A 24,889-nucleotide genomic window follows, 5' to 3' on the forward strand; every position below is an offset into this window, starting at 1 on the left:
ACAGCGCAGAGCATGCTCGTGACGCGAAAAGTCGCCTGAAATGGCGCGTTTTGCGGCATCCGGGATTCACGCTTCGCTTCATCCGGACCACGCGTGCGGATGGGTGCCGCCCTTCCCTGCGGGGTTTCCGGGTCATGGTGCGCCACCGCTTGACACCGGTGTCAACATCGTTGGAACCTGACGCCCGTTCCAATGCGGGGGAGCGCGCGGGACGTGGCAACGGATCATTCGGATCGACTGACGGGACTACCGACGGCGCCGTTTCTGGCGGCCGACATCGGCGGCACGCACGGACGTGTCGCGCTGATGCGCGCCGCTTACGACGGAGCCCACGGCATCGAGATGCTCGCCTTTCGCGTATTCACCTGCGCCGCGTTTGCGCGCCTGTCGGATCTGCTGCAGGCCTTCATCGACACGGAAGTGAGCATCCCGGTGAAGCACTGCGTGCTGGCGTGCGCCGGTCAGGTGATGGGCGACGAGGTGGTGAACGACAACCTGCCCTGGTCAGTCGACTTGAGCCAGCTGCGTCATGCGCTGGGCTTCGATGAAGTGGCGGTGCTGAACGATTTCGAGGCACTGGCCTATGCGCTCGAAGGCCCGCTTGGCGTCGGCAGCCGTCACCTGTGTGGCCCCGAACACGCTTCCGGCGGCCCCACCCTGGTGATCGGGCCGGGTACCGGCCTGGGCGCGGCGCTGCACGTTCCGGGTCCTGCCGGCGGCGTGGTTCTGCCCACCGAAGCGGGCCAGATGGATTTCGCGCCGAATTCCGTGCGCGAACGCGAAGTGCTCGCGCATCTGGCGCCGTCGGGTGGCTACGTGGCGTTCGAACAGATTGTGTCGGGCCCCGGGCTGCTCGCCCTGTACGCCACGTTGTGCGCATTGCACGACGAAACACCGGAACTGGAAGCTCCCGAGGCCATTACGGCCGCGGCCATGGCGGGCCATGATGCGCGGGCGGTGGAAGCCGTGCAGATCTTCTGCGGCGCGCTCGGCAGCTTTACCGGCAACCTGGCGATGGCCTTCATGGCCACCGGCGGCGTGTATCTGGCAGGTGGTTTCCTGTCGTCCATTTTTGACCTGCTCAGGCACAGCGACTTCGAGGAACGTTTCCTCCACGGACGCAGCGCACGCACGCTGCTGGCGGAGATTCCCGTATGGGTCACCGAGCACGGCCTGCATGGCGTGCAGGGAGCAGCGCGCTGGTATCTGCGACATGGCCCGGGACTGTTCGCTTCGCAGCACGCACTATCCAGCGGAGTGGCTTCGTGAGCCGGCCCGCGCCAGCCACGCTGGTCCGCCGCACGGTCTTCGCGTGGCTGGCAACGATGGGCGTGGCCACGGCCACGCCGGCGGTTCCCGCGTGGTCACTGCTGCCGCAACCGGCCAAGGTGAGCCCTGCTCCGTCCGGTGCCACCGAGATTGCCGATGGTGCCGTGATTGCCGTGCGTGGCGCGGAAGCTGCGCAGGTACAGGCCATCGCGGACCAGCTTGCGCAACGTGTTGCGGACACCCATGGCCTGCACTTGCGCGTGGTCACCACGGATGCCGCGCGCGCTGCGATCACCTTCGAAGTCGACCCGAAGTCCGGCATCGCGGACGACGCCGGCTATCGCATCACCGTGGACGGTAACGGCATCATGGTCACGGCGCGCACGGCGCGCGGTGCGTACTACGGCAGCACCACCGTGTGGCAATTGCTGACACCGGCGGGCTGGAAGCGCGGCGCACCGGTGCAGGTGGCGTACGGCACCATCGACGATCAGCCGCGCTTCGCCTGGCGCGCCCTGTCGCTCGACTCCGGCCGGCATTTCCAGAGTGTGGCCGACATCAAGAAGCTGATCGACTGGATGTCGCTCAACAAGCTCAACGTGCTGCTCTGGCACCTCACCGAGGATCAGGGCTGGCGCATCGAGATCACGAAGTATCCCGAACTCACCAAGACCGGCGCCTGCCGCAAGGCAGTGGGCCTCGATGCCGAACTCACCGGCTCGCCCGACACGCCCTACTGCGGCTTCTACACGCAGGCCGAGGCACGCGACATCGTGCGCTACGCCGCCGAGCGCTACGTGGACGTGGTGCCTGAGTTCGATATCCCCGGCCACTCGCAGGCGGCAGTTGCCACGTACCCATGGCTGGGCGTGACGGGCAAGCGCCCCGAGGTGTGGACCGACTGGGGCGTCAGCCCGTGGCTGCTCAAGCCCGATGCCAAGACCCTGCAGTTTGTCGACGACGTGCTCGATGAACTCATGCAGATCTTCCCCTCACGCTACCTGTCCATTGGCGGCGACGAAGCCGACAAGCAGCAGTGGAATGCATCGCCGGAAGTGCGCGCGCAGATGCACACGCTGGGACTGGCGAACATGGACCAGTTGCAAGGCTGGTTCACCACCCAGGTGGCGGGCCACCTGATCAGCCACGGGCGCATTCCGGTGGGCTGGGATGACGAACTGGTAGCCGGCGCCACGCTGCCGAAGCAGGAAGTGGTGATGTCGTGGCACGGCAACGACAACGAACGCGTGGCGCTGGATGCCATCCGGCAGGGCCACGACGTGGTGATGACGCCGCAGGAGTCGCTGTACTTCGACCACCTCCAGTCCGACCTGCCCGACGAATGGGCCGGCCCGCCGCCAGCGGCCAGTCTTCAGCAGGCCTATGACACGGAGGTCATTCCCGCCGGCGCCAGCGCCAGTGAGGCGAAGCACATCATCGGCGTGCAGGCTGGCCTGTGGGCTGAGCAGATGCCTAGCTTTGCGCACGACCAGCATGCGTTGTTCCCACGCCTTGCGGCGCTGGCGGAACTGGGCTGGTCACCCGCCGCCGCGCACGACTGGAAAGGCTTCCTGCAGCGCATGCCGGCCGAGATCGCGCGCTATCGAGCACTCGGCGTCGACTACGCGGACAGCGCGTTTGCGCCGGCCTTCCAGGTCTCGGCCGCGCCAGGCGGCGCGTTCCGTGTCGAACTGTCCAACCAGGCGAAGTCAGGCACCCTGCGTTACAGCACGGATGGCTCCGACCCTACCGCTCAATCCACGCCTTACGTCAACGCCCTCGTGCTGCCCGGCAAGACCACCTTGCGCGCCGCCACGTTTGCGCCCGACGGCAGCCCACTGGCGGCGCCCCGCACGCAGATGCTGGATGACCACACCTTGCTCGGCCGCGACGGCAGCGCGCTCGCCACGTGTTCCCGACAGCCCGCTTCACGCCTGGAAGGCAGCCGGCCGGCCCAGGGCACGCGCCCGGTGTACGCCGTGGATATCGGCAACGCCTGCTGGCTATGGCCCAAGGCACCGCTGAAGAGCGCCACGCAGGTCACGATGACGGTCGAGCGCATCGCCTGGCGTTTTGGCGACGAAGCCAAAGACGCCGTAGTGCGCCACACCAGCGGCGCAGCCGGCGAGTTTGAAATCCATCTCGATTCCTGCACGGGTCCGCTGCTTGCCCGCCTGCCGCTGGATAGCGCGGCACAGGCCAAGGGGCAGACCCGTCTTGATGCACACGTTGCGATGCCGGTGGGGACCGGCACGCGCAACCTCTGCGTGTTCGCTACCGGTGATCCGCGTGATGGCCAGTGGGCGTTGGCGCGCATGACGTTTTTGAAATAGGCAATACGCGGAGTGGGAGCTCCGCGCAGCAACATCCAGTGATGTGTCTCTGGCCAGGGGCCAGAGTCGGGGACAACGAAGAGTTGCATGACATCGGCGTGCCCGTCCGCAGGCACCGCCGCGCTGTACGCGTTCAGGTAAACCACCCAGCCACCGAGGTTAGACAGGCAACACCACCGAGGCTAAAGCCCATGTCCACCGTACTTCGCAAGCATCCATTGTCGTTCGCCATCACCGTGTCGCTGTTCGCCGTCGTGTCGACGTCGGCCGCGGCGTCGACGTTTGCCGATCTGCAGGCAGACGGCCCGGCACCGCAGACCACCACACAGACCGCACCAGCACCCTCGTCGCCCGATGCCACCAAACCCGGCGCCAAGAAGGCCGACGGCACCGACGCAGAGAAGAATGCGGTCACGCTGTCCACCGTTGCGGTTTCCGGCGTGCGTGCATCGCAGATACGCGCCATCGACCTCAAGCGCGACGCCAGCAACATCCAGGACAGCATCACGGCGGAAAACATCGGCGCCCTGCCCGACACCACCATCACCGACTCGCTGCAGCGCGTGACCGGCGTGCAGATCAACCGCGATGCCGGCGTGGGTACCTCGGTGGACGTGCGCGGCCTGCCCCAGGTCGGCACCATGCTCAATGGCGAAGTGTTCATCACCGCCGACCAGATCGATTCGCAGCAGCCGGACTTCACCATGCTGCCGTCCACGCTGTTCCACGGCGTGGACGTGATCAAGTCGACCACGGCCAGCACCACTGACGGTGGCATCAGCGGCGCCATCGACCTGCACACCTATCGCCCGTGGGATCTCCCCAGCGGCTTCACCTACAGCTATTCGGCCAACGGCGAGCGCGGCAGCACCACCAGCCACACCGGGCCCGAGGCCAATGGCCTGATCTCGTACAACGACAATGGCCACTGGGGCATGTTGATCTCCGCCGACTACTCCGACACGCGGCGCATGAACGCCACGGAAGGCCTGGATCAGTACGGCGTGGTGCTCAATGGCGAGAACGCGGCGAGCGCAGGTGGCTACAACGGCTTCCTGACCCCGTGGAACGGCGCGCCCATTCCATCCAAGATCGTGCAGAACGCCGACGGCAGCGTGGATGTGAACGGCGACGGCAAGTCCAACGGCGTGTTCATGGGCAGCCAGGACATCGGCCTCAACGACATCATCACCCAGCGCAAGCGCAAGTCCGCCAACGCGTCCTTCCAGTTCGACTTCGGCAGCGGCTTCACCGGCACTGCTGATTACTTCTATTCGCAGCAACGCGAATACGATCGCAACGTCGGTATCCAGTTCAACTCCACCAATTGGCAGGGCGCCACTTACGTACCGCTGCAGTCGCGCAACACCGGCATGCCAGCCTATGGCTCCTACGGCACGCCGGAACCGGGCTGGGAAGGCTCGCAGATCTACACCACGCAGGTGTACGAGAAGTGGCCGGGTGACGTGGAGTCGTACTCGCAGATCATCCAGAAGAGTTCCGTCGCGAAGAACCTGAACCTGCAGCTGGATTACGACAACGGCGGTCCGTTTACCGCCAGCGTGCGCGGCATCCACGACACGGCATCGCAGTCGAACCAGGAAACCGACGTCAATATTTCCGATTCCGATGGCGCGCTGTGGCCCAACGTGCTGATGGATGGCGTCGACCCGAACTCGGTGCCGCCCGGCACCATGGTCTATCCGTCGCAACTGGGCGGGAACCGCGTATTCAACGCCAATGGCATTCCGCAGAACACGGTACCGATCGTCGCCAACTTCAACGGCCGCTACATCAAGGTCGACGTTCCTTCGTCGCTGGCCGCCAACTTCGCCAACCCCGCCGACTGGACCATGAAGACGCTGGAATCCTCCGGCGACTACAACCGCAGCGTGGCGTTGAACGCCCTGCGCTTCGACGGCAAGTACGACTTCCAGGACGGCTTCAAGCTTGAGTTCGGCCTGCGCAACAGCATCCGCAGCGCCGACAACGAAGGCTGGACGCTCGAAACACCGGTCTACGCCGGCATGGGCGCCAGCGACCCGAACGGTTGTCTGGTGCGTTATGTCGGCGCCGACGTGGTGATGGACAGCGGCTCGTGTACGGCAGGCAACGACGTGGGCTACTTCCGCGCCGGACCGCAGTCCGCCATCTCCATGCCCAACACGGCCGCGCCCCTGGCGAGCAACTTCAAGCAGTACAACAACCTGCTGGGATCGGGCATCAACTTCTGGGCGATCAACCCCAATGCGATGGTCAACCCCATCGACTACTGGAAGTCGCTCTACCCCGACACCATCCAGGTCGCCGAACCGGGCACCACCTGGGCGGTGCGCCTGAAGGAGCTGTCCGGTTATCTGCAGGCGGATTTCAACGGCACCCTGTGGGACATGCCATACGCTGGCAACGTGGGCGTCCGCATGATCCATACCAACCTGGACGTGACCCAGCACCTTTCCGGTGCGCCGGGCTCCTACGGCGACGAACCGGTCGACGCTGGCACGGACCAGACCAAGCGCAGTTACCAGGATGTACTGCCTTCGATGAACTTCTCGCTGGATATCACCGAGGCGCTGAAGTTCCGCCTGGCCTATTCGAAGAACATGATGCCGCTGGACCTCAGCACCTGGGGCGGTGGCCTGCAGCTCAACTACTCGCTGGCGGAAACGCCACAGGGTCCGATCTTCCGCGTCGCCAACGGCACGTCCACGGGTAATCCCGACCTCAACCCGTGGCGCTCCACCAACTACGGCGCATCGCTGGAGTACTACATCAACCCCACCAGCATGCTGAGCCTGGCTTTGTTCCGCATCAACGTGGACAGCTTCATCAAGAACGGCAGCGTGACCAACTGCAGCCTGCCGGATGAAGACGGCGTGGTGCGCAACCACTGCATCGTGATCACGCAGCCCGTGCAGGGCACCGGCAACAGCATCCATGGCGCCGAGTTCGATTACCGCCAGGGCTTCACTTTCCTGCCGAGCTTCCTGTCCAAGACGGGCATGGAAATCAACGGAACGTACGCGCCCAGCAACTCGGGCGAGACCGACCTGGCCGGCAAGAAGATCCCGTTCCAGGACAACTCCACCAAGTCCGGCAACTTCATCCTGTGGTACCAGGATGATCATTTCCAGGCCCGCGTCGCCTACAACTACCGTTCGCGCCGCGCCGTGATGGACAGCGTCGGCGGCATCACCGGCATGGAGATGTACGAGGCACCGCAGCGCTACGTGGATGCATCGGTCTCGTACAAGTTCAGCAAGTACGCCGAAGTGTTCCTGGACGGCACCAACCTCACCAACGAGTATCAGAAGTACTACCTGGTGTGGCCTGACCAGCCGGCGCACTCCACCTTCTCCGAGCGCATGTTCATGCTCGGCGTGCGAGGCCAGTGGTAACCCGGGCTTGTCCCCTCGCAAGTCCGGCCTTGCCGGTGGTCCCGTTTCCGCTGCGGCGGGGACGGGACCACGGCAACATGGGCCGAGTCCCGCGCAGGTGCATCCCGTTTCGCGATAGCTTCATCGTCATCCCGTTCGCCATCACCTCGACAAGGCAAGCATGCAGAACCCCAGCACGCCCTCGCCCGTAAGCGACCACGCCTTCCATCGCTCCATCGGCCTGTTCTCGGGCACGGCGATCAACATGACCCAGATGTGCGGCATCGGGCCGTTCATCACCATTCCCATCATGGTGGCCGCCATGGGCGGGCCGCAGGCGGTCATCGGCTGGATCGCCGGCGCCATCCTGGCCATGGCCGATGGCCTGGTGTGGGCCGAACTGGGCGCGGCCATGCCGGGTTCCGGCGGCACTTATGTGTACCTGCGCGAGGCGTTCCAGTACCGCACCGGCAAGCTCATGCCGTTCCTGTTCATCTGGACGATGCTGCTGGCGATTCCGCTGCTAATGTCCACCGGCATCATCGGCATGGTGGAGTACCTGCAGTTCTTCTTCCCCAACCTGGGCTGGTGGCCGGTGCACCTGATCGGCCTGGCCTCCACGGCCGTGGTCACGTGGATGCTTTACCGCCGCATCGAATCGGTACGCTCGATAACCATCGGGCTGTGGATCATCATGCTGGTCTCGGTGATCGGCGTGGCGGCAGCCGGCTTCTCGCACTTCCACGCCGAGTTTGCCTTTGCCTATCCCGCGGATACCTTCGGCGGTCATTTCTTCGTGGGGCTCGGCGCCGGCCTGATCATCGGCATCTACGACTATCTCGGCTACAACACCACCGCCTACATCGGTGACGAACTGCGCGACCCGGGTCGCACCATGCCCGGCTCCATCATTGTCTCTGTCATCGCCATGATGGTGGTCTACCTGCTGCTCAACATCAGCGTGCTCGGCGTGGCGCCGTGGCAGGAAATCGCACAGTCCAAGTCGGTGGCGTCACTGGTGGTGGAGCGAAGCTGGGGCCATCTGGCCGCCGCGGTGATGACGGTGCTGATCATCGTCACCGCGTTCGCCTCGGTGTTCACCGGCCTGCTGGGCGGTTCGCGCGTACCCTTCCAGGCCGCGCAGGACAAGGTGTTCCTGTCCGTGTTCAGCCGCCTGCACACCAGGCACGGCTTCCCGCACGTGGCCCTGCTCACCATGGGCGTGGTCACCGCGATCGGTACGTTCTTCGACCTTACCGAAGTGATCAACATGCTGCTGGCTGCCACCATCATCGTGCAATCCATCGCACAGATCGCCGCACTGGTGGTGCTGCGCCGACGCCAGCCGAACCTGCCGCGACCGTACAAACAATGGCTTTACCCGGTGCCGTGCATCGTCGCGCTGGTCGGCTGGATCTATGTGTACGTATCAGCCTCCACCTTGTCGCTGGTCCTGTCCGGCCTGTGGATCGTCGCCGGTCTGGTGGTGTTTGCCATCTGGGCCCGCGTGAACCAGTCCTGGCCGTTTGCGCCCGTGGAAGTACGCGAAACCTATCTTGGGAAACAGTAACGCCATGCACACTCCTGCCAGACACGCGCTAGGGATGATGGTCGCGATGACGTTGTCCGCCACGCCGGCCGTCCATGCCCAGGTGGCCTACGCGCCCACACAGGTCGCCGCCGACGCCGGCACCACCACCGCCATCGGTCACTGGCAGATCCAGGACAGCGCCAAGGCGCAGCAAGGTGGTGCCGATATCTCCGCCACGGGTTACCCCACCGAAGGCTGGTACCCGGTGAGCGGACGCGCCACCGTGATGGCCGGCCTGCTGGAGAACAAGACGTTCAAGAACGACGTGTTCTACGGCGACAACCTGCGCGCCGTGCAGGTGCCGGAGGCCAGCGGCAATCTCTTCGTGGTGCCCTGGTGGTATCGCACCGAGATCACCCTGCCCCAGAGTGAGGCCGCACGCCACACACTGCTGCGTACCAACGGCCTGATCGCAAGCGCCGACCTGTGGGTGAACGGCCATCAGGTGGCCGACCACACCGAGATCGCCGGTGCTTATCCCGTGCACGAGTTCGATGTCACGCACTGGGTACATGCGGGCGCCAACGTGCTCGCGTTGCGCGTGCATCCGGGCGACCCACGACAGAGCCTGTCGATCGGATGGGTAGACTGGAACCCCACGCCGCCGGACAACAACATGGGTCCGTGGCGCGGCGTGGATGTCGTGCAGACCGGACCGGTCGCGCTGAGCTTTCCTCATGTGCAACCGACGTTGTCGCTGCCTGACCTGGCGCGCGCCACACTGGACGTAAAAGTCACCGCGAAGAACCTGGACAGCGTGGCGCACGACGCCACCATCACCGGCACGGTGGCCGGCGTACCGCTGCAACAGACCGTGCACCTCGCGCCCGGCCAGACGCAGGTCGTCGCTTTCTCGCCGAAAACCACGCCGGGCCTCGCACTGGATCATCCGAAAGTCTGGTGGCCCGTCGGCATGGGTGAGCATCCGCTGTACCAACTCGAGCTGGCGGCAGCCGTCGATGGCGCAACCTCGGATCGAGCCACCACCAGCTTCGGCATCCGCAGCGTCAGTTCGCACCTCACCAGGCAGGGCTATCGCCAGTTCGTCGTCAACGGCAAGCCGCTGCTGATCCGCGGTGCGGGCTGGGCACCGGACATGTTCCTGCGCGACGATCCGGCCCGCATGGAGGCCGAGTTCAGCTACGTGCTCAATCTTGGCCTCAACACCATCCGCAGCGAAGGCAAGCTGGAAAACCAGCGCTTCTATGACCTGGCCGACCGCTACGGCGTGATGATCCTGGCGGGCTGGGAGTGCTGCGACAAATGGGAGTCCGCCGCCAAGACCGGTGGCTCGCCGTGGACCGATGCCGACCGGAAGGTCGCCGAAGATTCCATGGCCACCGAAGCGCGCCTGCTGCGCAACCACCCTTCCGTGATCGGCTTCCTGATCGGCAGCGACAACGCCCCTCCCCCGCCCATCGCCAAGATGTACGTCGACACGCTGCACGCGGCGGACTGGTCCTTGCCCATCATTTCGGCGGCGGTGCCGCAGGGTACGGCCGAAACGGGCCCGTCCGGTCTGAAGATGGCCGGCCCGTACGACTGGATTCCGCCCTCCTACTGGTACGCCGACAAGTTGGGCGGCGCCTTCGGCTTCGACTCCGAAGTGAGCGCGGGCGCTGACATTCCGCGCCTTGAGGACGTACAGCACATGCTGTCGCCGCAGGAGCAGGAAGCGCTGTGGAAATACCCGGAGCAGCGGCAGTACCACGCCTCGGCGGACTGGTCGACCTTCGCCGTGCTTACGCCCTTCAGCAACGCGCTTGCCCAGCGCTACGGCGCACCCACCAGCCTGGCCGACTACGTAGCCAAGGCCCAGCTGGACAACTACGACAACGTGCGCGCGCAGTTCGAGGCATTCAGCGCGCGCATGGACGCCGCCAAGCCGGCCACCGGCGTGATCTACTGGATGCTCAACAACGCGTGGCCCTCGCTGCACTGGCACCTGTACGACTACTACATGAATCCGGCCGGCGCCTACTTCGGCGCAAAGAAAGCCAACGAGCCGGTGCACATCCAGTACGCGTACGACACCAAGGGCATCGTGCTGGTGAACCACACGCTGGACGATGCCTATGGCCTGCAGGCGCACATCCGCGTGCGCAACCTGGATGGCAGCGTGCGCTACGAAAAGCAGCTGCAGGGCATTGAGCTGGCCGGCAACCACACGAAACAACTGTCCACGCTGCCGGCCGTCAACGGCCTGTCATCCACCTACTTCGTCGAGCTTGACCTTGCCTCCACCGATGGCAAGCCGGTCAGCCGCAACGTGTACTGGCTATCCACCAAGGCCGACGTGCTCGACTGGCCGAACTCCAACTGGTACCTCACGCCACTCACGCAGTACGGTGATCTGACTGCACTGAAGTCCTTGCCCCCCGCGACCAGCGAGGTACATGCCAGCACACACCACGACGGCAATGACAACGTCACCACCGTCACGTTGTCGGTGCCCGCAGCATCGCCCGCCGTGGCGCTGTTCCAGCATGTCTCGATCAAGCGCAGCGCCGGAGGCGAGCTTGCGCTGCCCCTGACGTGGACTGACAATGACGTCACGCTCTGGCCCGGTGAGTCGATCACGCTGACCGCGCGCTATGCATCGCAGGGAACAGCCGAGCCTGTCATCGAAGTGAGTGGATGGAACGTTCAGGCCCGAAGCGTTCCGGCCGCCGTCACGCAGGGTGAAAATCATTGAAGACGCAAAGGCTTCCATGTCGCGTGTGACCATCAACGATGTCGCCCGTGCATCGGACACCTCGAAGAAGACGGTGTCGCGCGTGCTCAACAACGAGCCGAACGTGCGCGACTCGGTCCGGCAGCGCGTGCTGGCGGCCGTGGCGGAGCTCAACTACCGGCCGCTGACGTCGGCACGCAGCCTGGCGACCAATCGTTCGTTCTCCATCGGGCTGCTCTACGACAACCTGTCACCCAGCTACATCATGGAAGTGCAGGCCGGTGTGCTGGAGGCCTGCGAGGCCAAGCAGTACGGCATGATGGTGCAGCCGCTGGTGTCGACTGCGCCGGACTTCGTGGAGCGCGTGGAAGGCATTCTGCTCAGGCACCAGCCCGATGGGCTGATCCTGACGCCGCCCATCACCGACCACGCCAAGCTGCTCAGCCACCTGCGCAAGATCGACCTGCCGTTTGCCTCCATTGCCCCGCGCCAGCCCAAGGGCTGCATCGGCGTGATGCTGCGCGAGCGCGAGGCCGCGGCGGCGATGGTGGCGCACCTGGTATCGCTGGGTCATCGTCGCATTGCCCATATCCTTGGCGACCCCAAGCACGGCGCTGGCATCTGGCGCCTGGCCGGCTATCGCGATGGCCTGGAGCGCGCGGGCCTGAAGGAAAACCCGGCGTACATGGTGCAGGGCCAGTTCTCGTTCGAATCCGGCGTGGCGGCTGCACGCCGGCTGCTCGCGCTGAAGAACCGCCCTTCCGCCATCTTCGCGGCCGACGATGACATGGCCGTGGGCGCCATCTGGGCAGCGGCCGAGGCCGGCGTGTCCGTACCGGGCGAGATCTCCATCTGCGGCTTCGACGACACCACCATCGCCACGCAGGTGTGGCCGCCGCTCACCACCGTGCACCAGCCCGTGCGCGACATGGGCAAGCGCGCCACCGAAGAATTGCTGCTGCGCGTGCTGGGCAAGGGCGAAGCCCGCATGGTCGAGGTGGCCTACGAAATGCGCATGCGCGCATCGACCGCACCCGCCCCCTGACGCGCACGCTATCCTGCGAACCAGCCACCGATCGAAAGGATCCGTCCATGCCCGCCACGCCTGACGCCAGCCCCGCGACACGGAAGTACCACTTCATTTCAGGGCTGCCGCGCTCGGGCACCACGCTGCTGGCAGCCATCCTCAACCAGAACCCGCGTTTCCGCGCCGGCATGACCAGCCCGCTGGCCGACATCATGGGCCTGGTGATGGCCGAGGCCAGCAGCAAGAACGACTTCTCCTTCGACGTATCCGACGAACAACGCGTGGCGCTGTTGCGCGGCCTGGTCGAGAACTTCTACTCCGTGCAGAACGATGCCGGCGTGGTGTTCGACACCAGCCGGCTGTGGTGCAGCCGCATGCAACTGCTCAACACCCTGTTCCCGGGCGTGAAGGTCATTGCCTGCGTGCGCCAGCTGGCCTGGGTGCTGGACAGCATGGAGCGGCTCGTACAGCGGCAGCCGGTGAGCGTGAGCAAGGTGTTCCGCTTCGACACCAACACCACCGTGTACTCACGTGTGGAGGCGCTGACCGATCCACGCGGCATGGTGGGCTTTGCCTACCAGGCCACCAAGGAGGCGTTCTACGGCCAGTTCGCGCAGAAGCACCTGCTGATGCTGACCTACGAAAGCCTGGTGGCCGACCCAGCCGCCGCCATGCGCGCCGTGTATCGCTTCCTCGACGAGCCCTGGTTCGAGCACGACTTCGACCATATCCAATACAACGCGGACGAATTCGATGCGCGTGTCGGCATGCCCGGCCTGCACTCCGTACGACCGAAAGTGCAGTCCATCGAACGCCAGCCCGTGCTGCCTCGCGAGGTGTTCGGGCGCTTTGCCAACGAAGCGTTCTGGGCCGACCCGAAGAACAACGTCAACCAGGTGCCCATCGTCTGAAGGGCCCGCATCGTCGCAAAGGACAAAGGCCGCTTTCGCGGCCTTTTTTTCTGTCGGTCGATTTTCCCTACGTGGGAGAGGAAGCCTCTTCCTCGTGGCGCCAGCCATTCTCGAACACCAGCGCATCCAGCGACTGCCGCGTGGCCCACTTCTCCTGCTGCAGCATGGGCTCGCTGTAGAACTCGTCGACATGACCCAGGCACAGCACGGCCACCGGGCGGGCACCTGACGGCAGGCCCAGCAACTTGCCGAGCTGGTCGGGATTGAACAGCGACACCCAACCCATGCCGATGCCTTCCGCACGGGCCGCCAGCCACATGTTCTGAATAGCGCACGCGACCGAGGCCAGATCCATCTCGGGCATGGTGCGGCGACCGAATACGTGCTCCTCGCGTCGATCCATCAAGGCGGCCACCAGCACCTCGCCGCATTCCCGCACGCCCTCCACTTTCAAGCGCATGAACTCGCTGCCGCGTTCACCGAGCGCCTCGGCGGTCAGCTGTCGCTCCTCGTCGACCAGGGTGACGATCTGCTGACGCAGCGCCGGTTCGGTGATGCGGATGAAACGCCATGGCTGCATGAAGCCGACACTTGGCCCCAGATGCGCCGCCCGTAGCAAGCGCTCGAGCAGCGCAGGCTCCAGCGGCTCGGGCAGGAAATGCCGCATATCGCGACGCTGTTCGATAACGCGATAAATGGCCGCGATATCGGTGTCGTTGTAACGTCTCATGAGGGCGAAGCTTCGAAGGATGGCTGGCGTCACCGACGAGGCTAACAGACGAAGCTTTCGAGCGGATGTTTCGAAGCCTCAGCACACGTCGTAGCCCGGATGAAGCCAACGGCGGAATCCGGGACCGCGACTTGCCGTGCGCACGGGGTATGGCAATTCACCCGCCCCTGACCCCACCCCGGATTCTCGCTGCGCTTCATCCGGGCTACGTGTGATTTCTTGCGACGGTCAGTTTGATTTGACGTAGAACACGTAAGTCGCCGTATACGGCACGCCGACCTTGGTGCCCTCCCGCGTGGGCGCTGATGCCGGCGCCACGCCGCCCTTGGTTTCCACGCGCTGCACGTAAACGACCTTGCTCAAGATGCCCGGCGTGGCATCGGGGCTGACCTTGATCAGCAACCACGGAATATCCGCGCTCGCCTGCCTGGCCGGCACCGTGGCAACCGGCGCCTCCTTGTCGCGAACCACCTTGCTGCCATCGGCCGCCTCCCAGGACGGGCCGGCGTAGTGATGGATCACCCCGCTCGCGCTGCGCAACTCCGCCAGCGGCGCTTCAAATGTCCACTTCGGCGCGGAGCCGGTTTCCGCCGTGCTCGTATAGATCTGCACACCGGTGGCCTTGGCCGTGAACGCCACCTTGTAACCCGCCGGCGGCTGCAACGTGGCGGGTGTCGCGTCCTGCGCGTGCGATGCGGCGATACCGGCAAGAAAGCATGTGGCGGCGACCCGCTTTCCGAATGTCGATGTTAGGTTCATGGGTTTTCCCGTTGGATTCGAACGTTCACTGGTCCATGGCGTGCGTCTGCTTTGGATCGAAGATGGACGTGCAAGTCGGTGTCCTTCACCCATACATACCCACAATGGATGCCCAATGACATAGCTCGCGTGTCTAAGAGCGCCCTGCTTCGCCGGCTTAGCCTTCCAGATGGCGACGTCTGGATTGCGCCAGCCGACTCACACCGTGAATGGCAAGCGCCAACACCACCAGCACTGCACCCAATCCAGCAACGGGTATCCAGCCACCGCGTTGCCAGGCGATCACAGCACCCCATGCACCGAACGCGCCACCGACAAACATGCCACCCATGAACACCGTATTGACCCGACTGCGCGCTTCCGGGCGCAACGCATAGATCACATGCTGGTTGCTGACCAACGCAATCTGCTCACCAAAATCCAGAAGGATGACGCCGACGATCAACCCAGCCACGCTCGGCCACCCTGCAAACACCAACCACGATAACAACATCACGACAGCACCAAGGCCGATGATCAGGTGCGGCCCCTTGCGATCAGCCACCCTGCCTGCCAAGGGCGCCGCAAGCACACCAATGGCTCCCAGGATGCCAAAAGCACCGGCCGCCTCTGCACCGAGGTGAAAGTGGGCCTCCAGCCTCAGGGCCAGAATGCTCCAGAACGCAATGAACGAACCGAACAGCAAGGCTTGAATGGTCGTCGCTCGCACGAGCGCCGGTTCTTGCGCCAGGAGCGTACCCAGTGAACGCATCAGCGTGGCGTAGGTTTCCGTGGTGCTGGCTGCGCGACTGGGCAGCGTTGCCCACAGAAGGCCTGCTGCCGCGGCCGAGAGCAGCGCGCCGCACCAGTAGGCCGCACGCCACCCGAATTGCTCTCCGATGTACCCGCCAAAAGCCCGACTGAAGAGAATCCCGCACAGCAAGCCGGCCATGACTCTTCCAACGACGCGTCCTCGTTGTTCAGGGTTGGCGAGTTCTGCTGCAAACGGCACGATCTGCTGCGCAACGGAGGCGGTGATGCCGACGAGTGCCGAAGCGACAACCAGGACAAGGGCATTGGGTGACAGAGCAAGAAGCACCAGCGCCAGCACCAGACACAACGTCTGCGCAATGATCAGCGGCCGGCGCGCGATGCGGTCGCCAAGCGGAATAACGCAGACCAGGCCTCCGGCATATCCAAGCTGGGTGATGGTGGGAACCCAGTCAACGATGCCGGCCTGACCGTCAAACGCGCTCTGCAACAAACCTAACAGCGGCTGGTTGTAATAGATGTTCGCCACGCAGACACCACAGGATGCCGCCATGGCTAAAGTCAGTACCGGCCCGATCGATGGGGCGGGAGCCGACGCCGGGGTACTCGCCTTTCCAGGACGGCCCGCAGACTCCAGAGAAGCATTCTGTTCGCTCATGCCGCACCCCGGATCGAGATGACTGGAAGCGGTGAATCAACAGGCGGTCGCTTTGCCGCACGGTGCCGACATGGTCCATCGGATCGACCGGCAAGTCCAACGCCTGCGGAAACCAGGAGTGACCATGCGCATCATCGCCATCTCCCAGCTGAGTGCTCCTTGACGCTTATGCCCGCGTCAGGTCGAAAGCAGGCATCCGCGTTGGGCTCACTTTGCTAACGGACTTTCCCCGAGGGATGGTTTCGCGGCCCCATCCCGGATTCTCGCTGCGCTTCATCCGGGCTACGTGTTGGCGAGTAGCCCGGATGGAGGCGTAGCCGGAATCCGGGAAGGCACGGCATAGATACGTTGGTGCGGGCGTCGGGGTGGGTATCGGGTGAGTGATGGTTTCGCGGCCCCATCCCGGATTCTCGCTGCGCTTCATCCGGGCTACGTGTTGGCGAGTAGCCCGGATGGAGGCGTAGCCGGAATCCGGGAAGGCACGGCAAAGATACGTTGGTGCAGGCTTCGGGGTGGGTATCGGGTGAGTGATGGTTTCGCGGCTCCATCCCGGATTCTCGCTGCGCTTCATCCGGGCTACGTGTTGGCGAGCAGGCCGGACGGAGGCGTAGCCGGAATCCGGGAAGGCACGGCAAAGATACGTTGGTGCGGGCTTCGGGGTGGGTATCGGGTGAATGATGGCTTCGCGGCCCCATCCCGGATTTTCGCTGCGCTTCATCCGGGCTACGCGTTGGCGAGTAGCCCGGACGGAGGCGTAGCCGGAATCCGGGAAGGCACGGCAAAGATACGTTGGTGCGGGCTTCGGGGTGGGTATCGGGTGAGTGATGGTTTCGCGGTCCCATCCCGGATTCTCGCTGCGCTACATCCGGGCTACGTGTTGGCGAGTAGCCCGGATGGAGGCGTAGCCGGAATCCGGGAAGGCACGGCATAGATACGTTGGTGCGGGCTTCGGGGTGGGTATCGGGTGAGTGATGGTTTCGCGGTCCCATCCCGGATTCTCGCTGCGCTTCATCCGGGCTACGGTGCTGGTGGCTTACCACGCATCGATGCCTTGCAGCAGTTTCTTGGCCAGTCGCGGCTGTCGGAGTTGCTCCAGCCACCACTCCAGCGCGCGGCCATGGTGATCGCCGCGCCAGCCAACGTAGAGCCGGTTGGGTTCGCGCGGGGCGGCCATGCGTTTCTCCACCAGTTCGCCACGCTTGAGCAGCGATTGCACGCGTTGCCGTGGAAGCCAGCCAACGCCAAGGCCTTCGCGCTGCGCGAGGATCTTGGCGCGCATGCTCGGCACCGCCAGCGTGGTCTGGCCACCCTGGATGCCATAGCTGTGGCTGCCCAGGCCGCGAGCGGTATCGGCCACTACCACGGCGCGATACGGCAGCAATGGTTCCTGCTGCAGCGGCTCGGCGACCTTCGCCAGCGGATGGCGTGGTGACACGGCGAATACCCACTCCATGACACCCAGTTCCGCCCAGCGCAGGTCGGGAATGGCAGGCGGCGCATTGGTGGCGCCGATCACCAGGTCGGCGCGGCCATCGCGCAGCGCCTCCCAGGTGCCGTTGAGCACTTCGTGGGTCACGCGCAGCAGCACTTCGGAAGCCAGGGCGTCGAACGCGCGGATGACCGGCAGCAGCGTGTCGAACTCCAGGATTTCGTCAGTGACGATCCACAGCCGGTCTTCCCAGCCGCCGGCCACCTGCTTCACCCGGCGCGTGAGTCGCGAGACGTCCTGCGCCAGCCGGGCGGATTCTTCGGCCAGCAGCTGGCCGGCGGGCGTGAGCTGCATGCGGTAGCGGCGGCGGTCGAACAGCAGCGCATCGAAACGCGCCTCCAGCTGCCGCGCGGCGTGCGAAACGGTTGAGGGCGCCTTGCCCAGCATCTGGGCCGCGCGCGACAGGCTTCCCCGGGCGTGGATGGCTTGCAGCAAGGCCAGTTCGTCGTCTGACAACATGTTCGACACCTTCGAACGTGTGCACCGATGCCATGGTACGGCAAAGCGCGGCCTGGCGCGCAGCATGGTGATCGTTCCCTCCCAATCACTTCCGGAGCATCACCATGAAACGCTACGCAGACAAAACCGTACTCGTCACTGGCGGCAACAGTGGCATCGGCCTGGCCGCCGCCAAGGCTTACGCCGCCGAAGGCGCCCGCGTGATCATCACCGGCCGCGACGCCACGGCGCTGAAGCAGGCGGCCGACGCGATCGGCCCGACCGCCCTTGCCCTGCGCAGCGATGCCGCTTCGCTGGCCGACGGCAAGGCACTGGCCCATGAGCTCACCGGGCGCGGGTTGCGCCTGGACGCTGTCTTCATCAATGCCGGCATCGCCAAGTTCGCTTCGCTGGAGAACGCTGACGAGACGCTGTGGAACCAGATTTTCGATACCAACGTGAAGGGCCCCTACTTCCAGCTGCAGGCATTGCTGCCGCTGCTGAACCAGGGCGCGGCCATCGTGATCAATGGCTCCATCAATGCGCACATCGGCATGCCGGATACCTCCATCTACGCTGCCAGCAAGGCGGCACTGGTGAGCATGGCCCGCACCTTGTCGGCCGAGTTGCTGCCGCGCGGTGTGCGCGTGAACGTGGTGAGCCCGGGCCCGGTGAGCACGCCGATCTACAACAAGCTGGGCGTGGATGCCGCCGCGCTGGATGCGGTGGCCGGGCAGATCCAGGCACAGATTCCGCTGGGCCGGTTCGGCACGCCGGAAGAGATCGCCTCCACGGTGTTGCACCTCACCGCGCGCGAGTCGGCCTTCATCGTCGGTACTGAAGTCATCGTCGACGGCGGCATGAGCCAGTTGTAATGGATGGAAGACACGGGCCGCACCCCTTCGTGGGTGCGGCACTGCCCTTTTTTCGGCGCCTGTCGACACCTGCACCAGCCCGCAAACTCTTGCGCCAGGCTTTCGGACGGCCAACCGTCCGGCCGCGCCCGGCAACGCCACGCCCCGCTCAACTTTCCACCTTCTACGCCGATAAAAGTTCAGCGCGGAGTAGTGGGCTCCGTAATTCCCGGAGCGAATATGTTGGTCCTGATCGGTGCGATCGTCGTACTTGCGTCCGTGCTGGGCGGCTTTGTGCTGTCGCACGGAGAGATTCTTGCCTTGTGGCAGCCGTATGAGCTGCTGATCATCGGTGGCGGCGCGCTGGGTGCCTTCCTGTCGGCCAACCCGCCCAAGGTGGTCAAGGCGGCGATCACCGATGCCATCGGCCTGCTCAAGGGCCCCAAGTACAAGAAGCAGGATTACGTGGACCTGCTGTCCATGCTCTACGACCTGTTCAGCCTGATCCGCAAGGAAGGTCTGCTCGGCGTGGAGGAACACATTGAAGATCCGCAGGCCAGCTCGCTGTTCTCCGCCTACCCGCGCCTTCTGCGCGAGCACCACCTGATCGAATTCACCACCGACTGCCTGCGCCTGATCGTGGGCGGCAGCATGAACCCGCACGAGCTGGAACAGTTGCTGGACGTGGAGCTGGAAACCCATCACCACGAAGCGCTGGCGCCTGCGATGGCGGTGACGAAGATGGCCGATGCGCTGCCGGGCTTCGGCATCGTGGCGGCCGTGCTCGGCATCGTCACCACCATGGGCCAGCTCGACGGCGACACCTCGCGCATCGGCATGCACATTGCCGGCGCGCTGGTGGGCACCTTCCTCGGCATCCTGCTCTGCTACGGCTTCCTTGGCCCGCTCGGCTCGGCCATGGAAAACCGCGTGCAGGAAGACGGCAAGGCGTTCGAGTGCGTGAAGATCGCCCTGCTCGCCAGCCTGCGCGGCTACAACCCGAAGGTGTCAGTGGAATTCGCGCGCAAGGCGCTCTCCACGCAATCGCGCCCGGGCTTCCAGGATCTTGAAGAACACCTCAAGGCGCCGCGCGCCAAGGCGGCGACGTGAGCGAACAAGGCGAGCAGCTGCCGCCCATCATCATCCGCCGTGTAAAGAAGGCGGCGCACGGCCACCACGGTGGCGCCTGGAAGGTGGCCTACGCGGACTTTGTCACCGCCATGATGGCCTTCTTCCTGGTCATGTGGCTGATCGGCGCGGGCACGCGGCAGCAGCGCGCTGCCATTTCGGAATACTTCAAGAACCCCAGCATGACGCCCGGCACGGCCACCATGGCTCCGCCGGGACAGGCCGGCCCGGGTGGCGCCAGCAACAGCATGATCAAGCTGGGAGGTGCGATGGACATGTCGCACGGCCCCGGCAAGGACACCAAGGGCGTGGCCGCCAGCGCCGATCCGAAGGAGATCGAAAAGGAAGCGCGCAAGCAGGAACGCGCGCGCCTTGAAGAGTTGATGCAGCAGCTGCAGGCAGCCATCGAGAGCAGCCAGGCGCTGGAACCGTTCAAGGACCAGCTGTTGCTGGACATCACGCCCGAAGGCCTGCGCATCCAGATCGTGGACAAGCAGAACCGCCCGATGTTCGACACGGGCAGTGCACAGCTGCGGCCATACACCACCAAGATCCTGGAAGAGCTGGCCAGCTTCATCAATCGCGTGCCCAACCGCATCAGCCTGTCGGGCCACACCGACGACGCGCCGTATACCAGCGACCATCAATACAGCAACTGGGAGCTCTCCGCCGATCGCGCCAATGCCGCGCGACGCTCCTTGCTCTCCGGTGGCCTCACCGAAGACAAGATTGCTCGCGTGGTGGGCCTGGCCTCCTCCGTGCCGTTTGACCGCGTGAACCCCGGCGACCCGATCAATCGACGCATCAGCATCATCGTGATGAATCGTCAGGCCGAGGCCGCCTCGCTTTCACAGGAAAGCGGACCCGAAGAAATGAAGGTACCCACGGCCCCGCTGCCCACGGTGACACCGGTCGCCGCCGCCGCGCCGGCCATCATCACGGTCGCACCGGCGGAACCCGACGGTGCGGGCCATGCCGATGCTCCCGCGCAGGCTGGCCCTCACTCACCGTAAGGCAGGTGGTGCCTTGCGGGCACCATACGGGTGCGCATTCATCAATGCATGGCGCTCTCCCGCGCGCCGTGCGCACCCGCCGATCCGACGCGTATGCAAAACCTTGGGCTATGTAGACCCCATGTACACCCAAAACGGGCTATGCTCGAAGACTGGCCTGACAGCTTGACCGACCGCTATCGATCGAGGTTGCAGCTCATGTTCAAGCTTGGGCGATGGTCCATGCTCAATCTGCTGATTGCGATGATGAGCGTCATGGTGCTGATCGCCGTGATCGTGCCCATCTGGCGCACCCTAGGCACCCGGCAACATATTGCCGACGCCGTGCTGGATGCGAGCGCACTGAAAGTGGTGGTGCTGGAAGCGGCCACGGTTCGCGGCGGGCTGGCCGAGGTCCGTTCCAATGACCTGCACTACAACCCCAAGGCCTCCATCGGCACCTATGTGGCCTCGGCCGAAATCGCCGACGGCGGCCTGATCACCCTGCACACCCGCAACACCGGCACCAGCCCCGACCCCATCCTGATGCTGATTCCCAGCGAACGGAACGGCAAGGAAGGCGCCGAGATCACCTGGACGTGCAAGATGATGCAGAACGCCTATGCGTTGTCCCCTCCCGATTGCCTGAAGCAGGACAGCACTCAGCCGGCCCCTGCGAATTCGCCGACGCCTCGTGTCACGACGGCAGCTGCCGCACAGGCGCTCACGCGCACTGACACGACGCACTAAAGCCCCGGGGCAAGATGCCCCGGGCGATCAACCGTGGGCGGCGCCACCCTCAGCTGCCAGCGCGTTCGCTGGCGGCGTCACGGTGGCCGCCGGGAAGCTCTCCGAAATGTCCCTGGCCAGTGCGTCCAGCGCATTCACCTCTTCGCTCAACACGCCCACCATTTGATTGGTGATGTGCAACAGCTCCCGGGGCTCGACGTCGCCTGCCTGGATATCGATGGTGGCATCGGCCATGCGCGATTCGCTGAGCACGGCCGTGGTCTCACTGGCGATGATGGCGGCCTTGGCGCTCTGCTCGGCGTATACGCTGGAATAGCGGCGCAACTGCCCGGCGTCGATCCAGCCCGCCGACTGGTTGGCCACGGCCACGTCCCAGGCTTCATGGCGCAGCGTGGGCCAGCGTCCATCGAGATAGAAATTGCCGGCCATGGCATCGTGCAGGTGCTTGTCGATGTCGGCCGCGGACGCATGGGCTTTCAGGTCGCCAAGCAGATCGTCACGGAGCTTGCCGAGCGTACGCATGCGCTCACGATCATGCTCCCGTGCCCGGGTGATCTCCACGAAGTTCTGGTGGATCTCTGCATCGATGCGCGCCCGTGCCTCGCTGGCTGCATGCTCGTGATGCACGTGCTCGACCCACGCCTCCAGCGAAAGCGCCGTGAGGATGCTCACCACGATCATCACATAGTGCTTCGCAAAGGCTTTCAGCGAATGGGCGTGTACTTCCGGTAACTCGAAATGCATGGGACAACCCTGTCTGGCCAACGGAAAGGACAAACGGCAGATCGCTCCACCGATGTGGAACGTCTTGCCCTGCAACGAAAGAACCATCCTGCCTGGGCGTGCGGACCTGCTTCGTCGGCATCACGCGCCGCCGGCATGATATCGGACCCTGGCGCCATCGACCCACCGACTGCCGGTGTCGCCCTACCCTCGCCGCCTCCTTCCTCCACGCCATTGCTCCATCGTCAGTTCGACGAAGGCGCGGCTCGCGGCGCTCTGATAGGCATCTTTCCGCCGCAACAGCACGGCCGTGCGCTTGAGCAGGCTGGGATGGAGCGCAACGGCGAAAAGCTCGGGATGCTGGGCCGCAATGGATGCCGGCAGCAGTGTGGACAGCGTGGTGCGCCTCACGATATCCACCACGGCACTGATCGAATTGGCCTCGATGGCCACATGCGGATGAACGGCATGCTCGCCGCAGTAGCGGTCAATCTGCTCGCGCGTGGCGAACTCCTTCGAAAGCAGCACCAGGGACTCATCATTCAGGGCCTGCAGCCCAAGGGTCCGCTTGCCCGCGCAGTGGTGTGCCTTGCCAACGACGAGCGCCAGGGTTTCCTCCAGCAGCGCACTGGCCTCGATATCGGCAGAACGCACTTCGTCAAAGGCAATGCCGACGTCGAGCTGGTCGCTGCCCAGCAGTTCCTCGATGCGCTCCTGCGGCATCTCGCGGATGGTCAGCACAATATGCGGGTAACGCCGGTGAAAGGCTTCCACCAGCGGGCCGATCAGATAGGACGTGAAGGTAGGCGTCAGGCCCAGGCGCAATGCGCCACGACTCAGGTCCTGCACGTCGTGCAGTGCGCGCTTCCCCGCCTCCAGATCCAGTAGCGCCCGTTGCGCGTAACGCTGGTAAACCTCTCCGGCATCGGTCAGGCGCGTGGCCTTGCCGCTTCGATCGAACAGAGGCACGCCCAGCGTCTCTTCCAGCAGTTTGATCTGCTGCGACAGCGCCGGCTGCGAAACGTGGAGAGCCTCTGCCGCGCGAGTGAATCCGCCGTGCTCGGCGACCGCCAGAAAGTAGTGGATGTGTCGCGAAAGCACAGCCAGTCACTCCATAAGAAAATTCAATTGATTACATCATAAATCAGTCTTTTACCTTATGCATTGCGACGCGTACCGTGGGCTCCATCGACCACCCGAGGGCCGGAGCAGCAGCCATGAAAGACATCATCGACGGTTTCCTGAAGTTCCAGCGCGACGCCTTCCCCGAGCGGGCCGGCCTGTTCCGCGAACTGGCCACGCGACAGGCGCCCCGCGCCCTGTTCATCTCCTGCTCCGACAGCCGCCTCGTGCCGGAACTGGTGACCCAGCGCGAGCCCGGCGATCTCTTCGTGATCCGCAACGCGGGCAATATCGTGCCGTCCTACGGCCCCGAGCCGGGCGGTGTATCGGCATCGGTGGAATACGCTGTCTCCGCACTGCACGTGTCGGACATTGTCATCTGCGGCCACTCCGACTGCGGTGCGATGACCGCCATTGCCTCCTGCACCTGCCTGGACCATATGCCGGCCGTGGCCCACTGGCTGCGCTATGCCGACTCGGCGCGCGTGGTCAATGAGGCCAGGCAGCACAAGACGCCGCTGGAGCGCGTGCAGTCGATGGTGCGCGAGAACGTGATTGCGCAGCTGGCCAACATCAAGACGCACCCGGCGGTGCGCCTTGCCCTCGAAGAAGGCCGAGTGAGCCTGCATGGCTGGGTCTACGACATCGAGACCGGCAGCATCGATGCACTGGACGGCGCCACCGGCCGCTTCGTCTCGCTCGCCGCGCAACCCCACGTCTGCGCCACGCCCGCATCGCACGCCCACGCAGCCTGAATCACCCCATTAAAAGGAGCCCCCATGATCCAGTCGCAGCACACGCCGTCAGCCCGCCAGGCGCTGTCCGAAACCATCATCGCCACCAAGCTCAGGAAGGATCTTTCCTTCGAACAACTCACGGACGGCACCGGCCTGAGCATTGCCTTCGTCACGGCCGCCCTGCTTGGCCAGCACGCGTTGCCGGCGGATGCCGCCCACGCGATTGCGAAGAAGCTGGACCTCGACGACGACGGCACCGCGCTGCTCCAGGCCATCCCGCTGCGCGGCAGCATCCCCGACCGCGTGCCCACCGACCCCACCATCTACCGCTTCTACGAGATGTTGCAGGTGTACGGCACCACGCTGAAGGCGCTGGTCCACGAGAAGTTCGGCGACGGCATCATCAGCGCGATCAACTTCAAGCTCGACGTGCAGAAGATCGATGATCCGGAAGGCGGTTCGCGCGCCGTGATCACGCTGGACGGCAAGTACCTCCCCACCAAGCCGTTCTGATCCTTGCACCTGACATCGGGCGGCGAGCGGCTTGCTCGTTGCCCGGTCTCGCCTCGCCACCATT

The 24,889-nt window shown here is 64.7% G+C and carries 19 protein-coding genes; 13 read left to right on the plus strand and 6 right to left on the minus strand.

All coding sequences use genetic code 11. The features are described 5' to 3' along the window. The first annotated feature begins 213 nt into the window (after positions 1-213). The 7 genes from H8F01_RS03190 to H8F01_RS03220 all read left to right on the plus strand — a co-directional run bounded on the left by H8F01_RS03190 (position 214) and on the right by H8F01_RS03220 (position 13,182). Positions 214-1,269 (plus strand): glucokinase, encoded by a 1,056-nt coding sequence (locus H8F01_RS03190; protein WP_238481127.1) that lies wholly within the window; start codon positions 214-216, stop codon positions 1,267-1,269. Further along, complete coding sequence (locus H8F01_RS03195; RefSeq protein WP_187057643.1) at positions 1,266-3,602, plus strand: beta-N-acetylhexosaminidase; 2,337 nt, start codon at positions 1,266-1,268, stop codon at positions 3,600-3,602. The genes H8F01_RS03190 and H8F01_RS03195 overlap by 4 nt, the downstream gene beginning before the upstream one ends. A gap of 191 nt (positions 3,603-3,793) precedes the next feature. After that, complete coding sequence (locus H8F01_RS03200) at positions 3,794-7,000, plus strand: TonB-dependent receptor (RefSeq protein ID WP_187057644.1); 3,207 nt, start codon at positions 3,794-3,796, stop codon at positions 6,998-7,000. 160 nt (positions 7,001-7,160) lie between these two features. Beyond that, positions 7,161-8,549, plus strand: a complete 1,389-nt coding sequence (locus H8F01_RS03205; protein ID WP_187057645.1) for an APC family permease — start codon at positions 7,161-7,163, stop codon at positions 8,547-8,549. Positions 8,550-8,595: 46 nt separating this feature from the next. Continuing rightward, entirely contained in the window at positions 8,596-11,265 is a 2,670-nt protein-coding gene (locus H8F01_RS03210) for a glycoside hydrolase family 2 protein (protein WP_238481128.1), read from the plus strand. Between the two features lie 16 nt (positions 11,266-11,281). Next, on the plus strand, positions 11,282-12,289 hold the full coding sequence (locus H8F01_RS03215) for a LacI family DNA-binding transcriptional regulator (RefSeq protein WP_187057647.1): 1,008 nt from the start codon (positions 11,282-11,284) through the stop codon (positions 12,287-12,289). Positions 12,290-12,336: 47 nt separating this feature from the next. After that, positions 12,337-13,182, plus strand: a complete 846-nt coding sequence (locus tag H8F01_RS03220; RefSeq protein WP_187057648.1) for a sulfotransferase family protein — start codon at positions 12,337-12,339, stop codon at positions 13,180-13,182. 67 nt (positions 13,183-13,249) lie between these two features. On the opposite strand, the gene bluB is transcribed toward H8F01_RS03220, so the two are convergent. From bluB to H8F01_RS03240, 4 genes are all read right to left on the minus strand, one after another. Next, positions 13,250-13,912 (minus strand): 5,6-dimethylbenzimidazole synthase, encoded by a 663-nt coding sequence (gene bluB / locus H8F01_RS03225; protein WP_187057649.1) that lies wholly within the window; start codon positions 13,910-13,912, stop codon positions 13,250-13,252. 228 nt (positions 13,913-14,140) lie between these two features. Then, entirely contained in the window at positions 14,141-14,671 is a 531-nt protein-coding gene (locus tag H8F01_RS03230; protein ID WP_187057650.1) for a DUF3455 domain-containing protein, read from the minus strand. Positions 14,672-14,828: 157 nt separating this feature from the next. After that, positions 14,829-16,079: an MFS transporter gene (locus tag H8F01_RS03235; RefSeq protein WP_187057651.1), complete on the minus strand. Its 1,251-nt coding sequence runs from the start codon at positions 16,077-16,079 to the stop codon at positions 14,829-14,831. A gap of 1,033 nt (positions 16,080-17,112) precedes the next feature. Further along, entirely contained in the window at positions 17,113-18,027 is a 915-nt protein-coding gene (locus H8F01_RS03240) for a LysR family transcriptional regulator (protein ID WP_187057652.1), read from the minus strand. Between the two features lie 104 nt (positions 18,028-18,131). On the opposite strand from H8F01_RS03240, the gene H8F01_RS03245 reads away from it, so the two are divergent. From H8F01_RS03245 to H8F01_RS03260, 4 genes are all read left to right on the plus strand, one after another. Further along, positions 18,132-18,881, plus strand: a complete 750-nt coding sequence (locus tag H8F01_RS03245; RefSeq protein ID WP_187057653.1) for an SDR family oxidoreductase — start codon at positions 18,132-18,134, stop codon at positions 18,879-18,881. A 219-nt stretch (positions 18,882-19,100) separates the two neighbouring features. Further along, on the plus strand, positions 19,101-19,970 hold the full coding sequence (motA, locus tag H8F01_RS03250; protein WP_187057654.1) for a flagellar motor stator protein MotA: 870 nt from the start codon (positions 19,101-19,103) through the stop codon (positions 19,968-19,970). After that, a complete protein-coding gene (gene motB / locus H8F01_RS03255) occupies positions 19,967-21,001 on the plus strand; it encodes a flagellar motor protein MotB (RefSeq protein ID WP_187057655.1) in 1,035 nt (344 codons plus the stop codon). Before motA ends, motB begins: the two co-directional genes overlap by 4 nt. 198 nt (positions 21,002-21,199) lie before the next feature. Beyond that, a complete protein-coding gene (locus H8F01_RS03260) occupies positions 21,200-21,730 on the plus strand; it encodes a hypothetical protein (protein WP_187057656.1) in 531 nt (176 codons plus the stop codon). A gap of 27 nt (positions 21,731-21,757) precedes the next feature. On the opposite strand, the gene H8F01_RS03265 is transcribed toward H8F01_RS03260, so the two are convergent. Continuing rightward, a complete protein-coding gene (locus tag H8F01_RS03265) occupies positions 21,758-22,474 on the minus strand; it encodes a hypothetical protein (RefSeq protein ID WP_187057657.1) in 717 nt (238 codons plus the stop codon). Between the two features lie 183 nt (positions 22,475-22,657). Then, positions 22,658-23,554, minus strand: coding sequence for a transcriptional regulator CynR (cynR, locus tag H8F01_RS03270; protein ID WP_187057658.1), 897 nt, complete (start codon positions 23,552-23,554; stop codon positions 22,658-22,660). A gap of 116 nt (positions 23,555-23,670) precedes the next feature. Here cynR and H8F01_RS03275 point away from each other — a divergent pair, with 116 nt between their 5' ends. Both H8F01_RS03275 and cynS read left to right on the plus strand, forming a co-directional pair. Further along, positions 23,671-24,330 (plus strand): carbonic anhydrase, encoded by a 660-nt coding sequence (locus tag H8F01_RS03275; RefSeq protein ID WP_187057659.1) that lies wholly within the window; start codon positions 23,671-23,673, stop codon positions 24,328-24,330. Positions 24,331-24,354: 24 nt separating this feature from the next. Then, positions 24,355-24,825, plus strand: a complete 471-nt coding sequence (gene cynS / locus H8F01_RS03280; protein WP_187057660.1) for a cyanase — start codon at positions 24,355-24,357, stop codon at positions 24,823-24,825. Positions 24,826-24,889: the final 64 nt, after the last annotated feature.

It is taken from the genome of Dyella telluris (assembly GCF_014297575.1).
In the GTDB taxonomy this organism is placed as follows: domain Bacteria; phylum Pseudomonadota; class Gammaproteobacteria; order Xanthomonadales; family Rhodanobacteraceae; genus Dyella; species Dyella telluris.

What these genes read in the sequence shown, in the direction of transcription:
- H8F01_RS03200 (WP_187057644.1), top strand. Translation starts at nt 3,794, where the DNA reads ATGTCCACCGTACTTCGCAAGCATCCATTGTCGTTCGCCATCACCGTG.
- H8F01_RS03205 (WP_187057645.1), top strand. Translation starts at nt 7,161, where the DNA reads ATGCAGAACCCCAGCACGCCCTCGCCCGTAAGCGACCACGCCTTCCAT.
- H8F01_RS03210 (WP_238481128.1), top strand. Translation starts at nt 8,596, where the DNA reads ATGACGTTGTCCGCCACGCCGGCCGTCCATGCCCAGGTGGCCTACGCG.
- H8F01_RS03215 (WP_187057647.1), top strand. Translation starts at nt 11,282, where the DNA reads ATGTCGCGTGTGACCATCAACGATGTCGCCCGTGCATCGGACACCTCG.
- H8F01_RS03220 (WP_187057648.1), top strand. Translation starts at nt 12,337, where the DNA reads ATGCCCGCCACGCCTGACGCCAGCCCCGCGACACGGAAGTACCACTTC.
- bluB (WP_187057649.1), bottom strand. Translation starts at nt 13,912, where the DNA reads ATGAGACGTTACAACGACACCGATATCGCGGCCATTTATCGCGTTATC.
- H8F01_RS03230 (WP_187057650.1), bottom strand. Translation starts at nt 14,671, where the DNA reads ATGAACCTAACATCGACATTCGGAAAGCGGGTCGCCGCCACATGCTTT.
- H8F01_RS03235 (WP_187057651.1), bottom strand. Translation starts at nt 16,079, where the DNA reads ATGAGCGAACAGAATGCTTCTCTGGAGTCTGCGGGCCGTCCTGGAAAG.
- H8F01_RS03240 (WP_187057652.1), bottom strand. Translation starts at nt 18,027, where the DNA reads ATGTTGTCAGACGACGAACTGGCCTTGCTGCAAGCCATCCACGCCCGG.
- H8F01_RS03245 (WP_187057653.1), top strand. Translation starts at nt 18,132, where the DNA reads ATGAAACGCTACGCAGACAAAACCGTACTCGTCACTGGCGGCAACAGT.
- motA (WP_187057654.1), top strand. Translation starts at nt 19,101, where the DNA reads ATGTTGGTCCTGATCGGTGCGATCGTCGTACTTGCGTCCGTGCTGGGC.
- H8F01_RS03260 (WP_187057656.1), top strand. Translation starts at nt 21,200, where the DNA reads ATGTTCAAGCTTGGGCGATGGTCCATGCTCAATCTGCTGATTGCGATG.
- H8F01_RS03265 (WP_187057657.1), bottom strand. Translation starts at nt 22,474, where the DNA reads ATGCATTTCGAGTTACCGGAAGTACACGCCCATTCGCTGAAAGCCTTT.
- H8F01_RS03275 (WP_187057659.1), top strand. Translation starts at nt 23,671, where the DNA reads ATGAAAGACATCATCGACGGTTTCCTGAAGTTCCAGCGCGACGCCTTC.
- cynS (WP_187057660.1), top strand. Translation starts at nt 24,355, where the DNA reads ATGATCCAGTCGCAGCACACGCCGTCAGCCCGCCAGGCGCTGTCCGAA.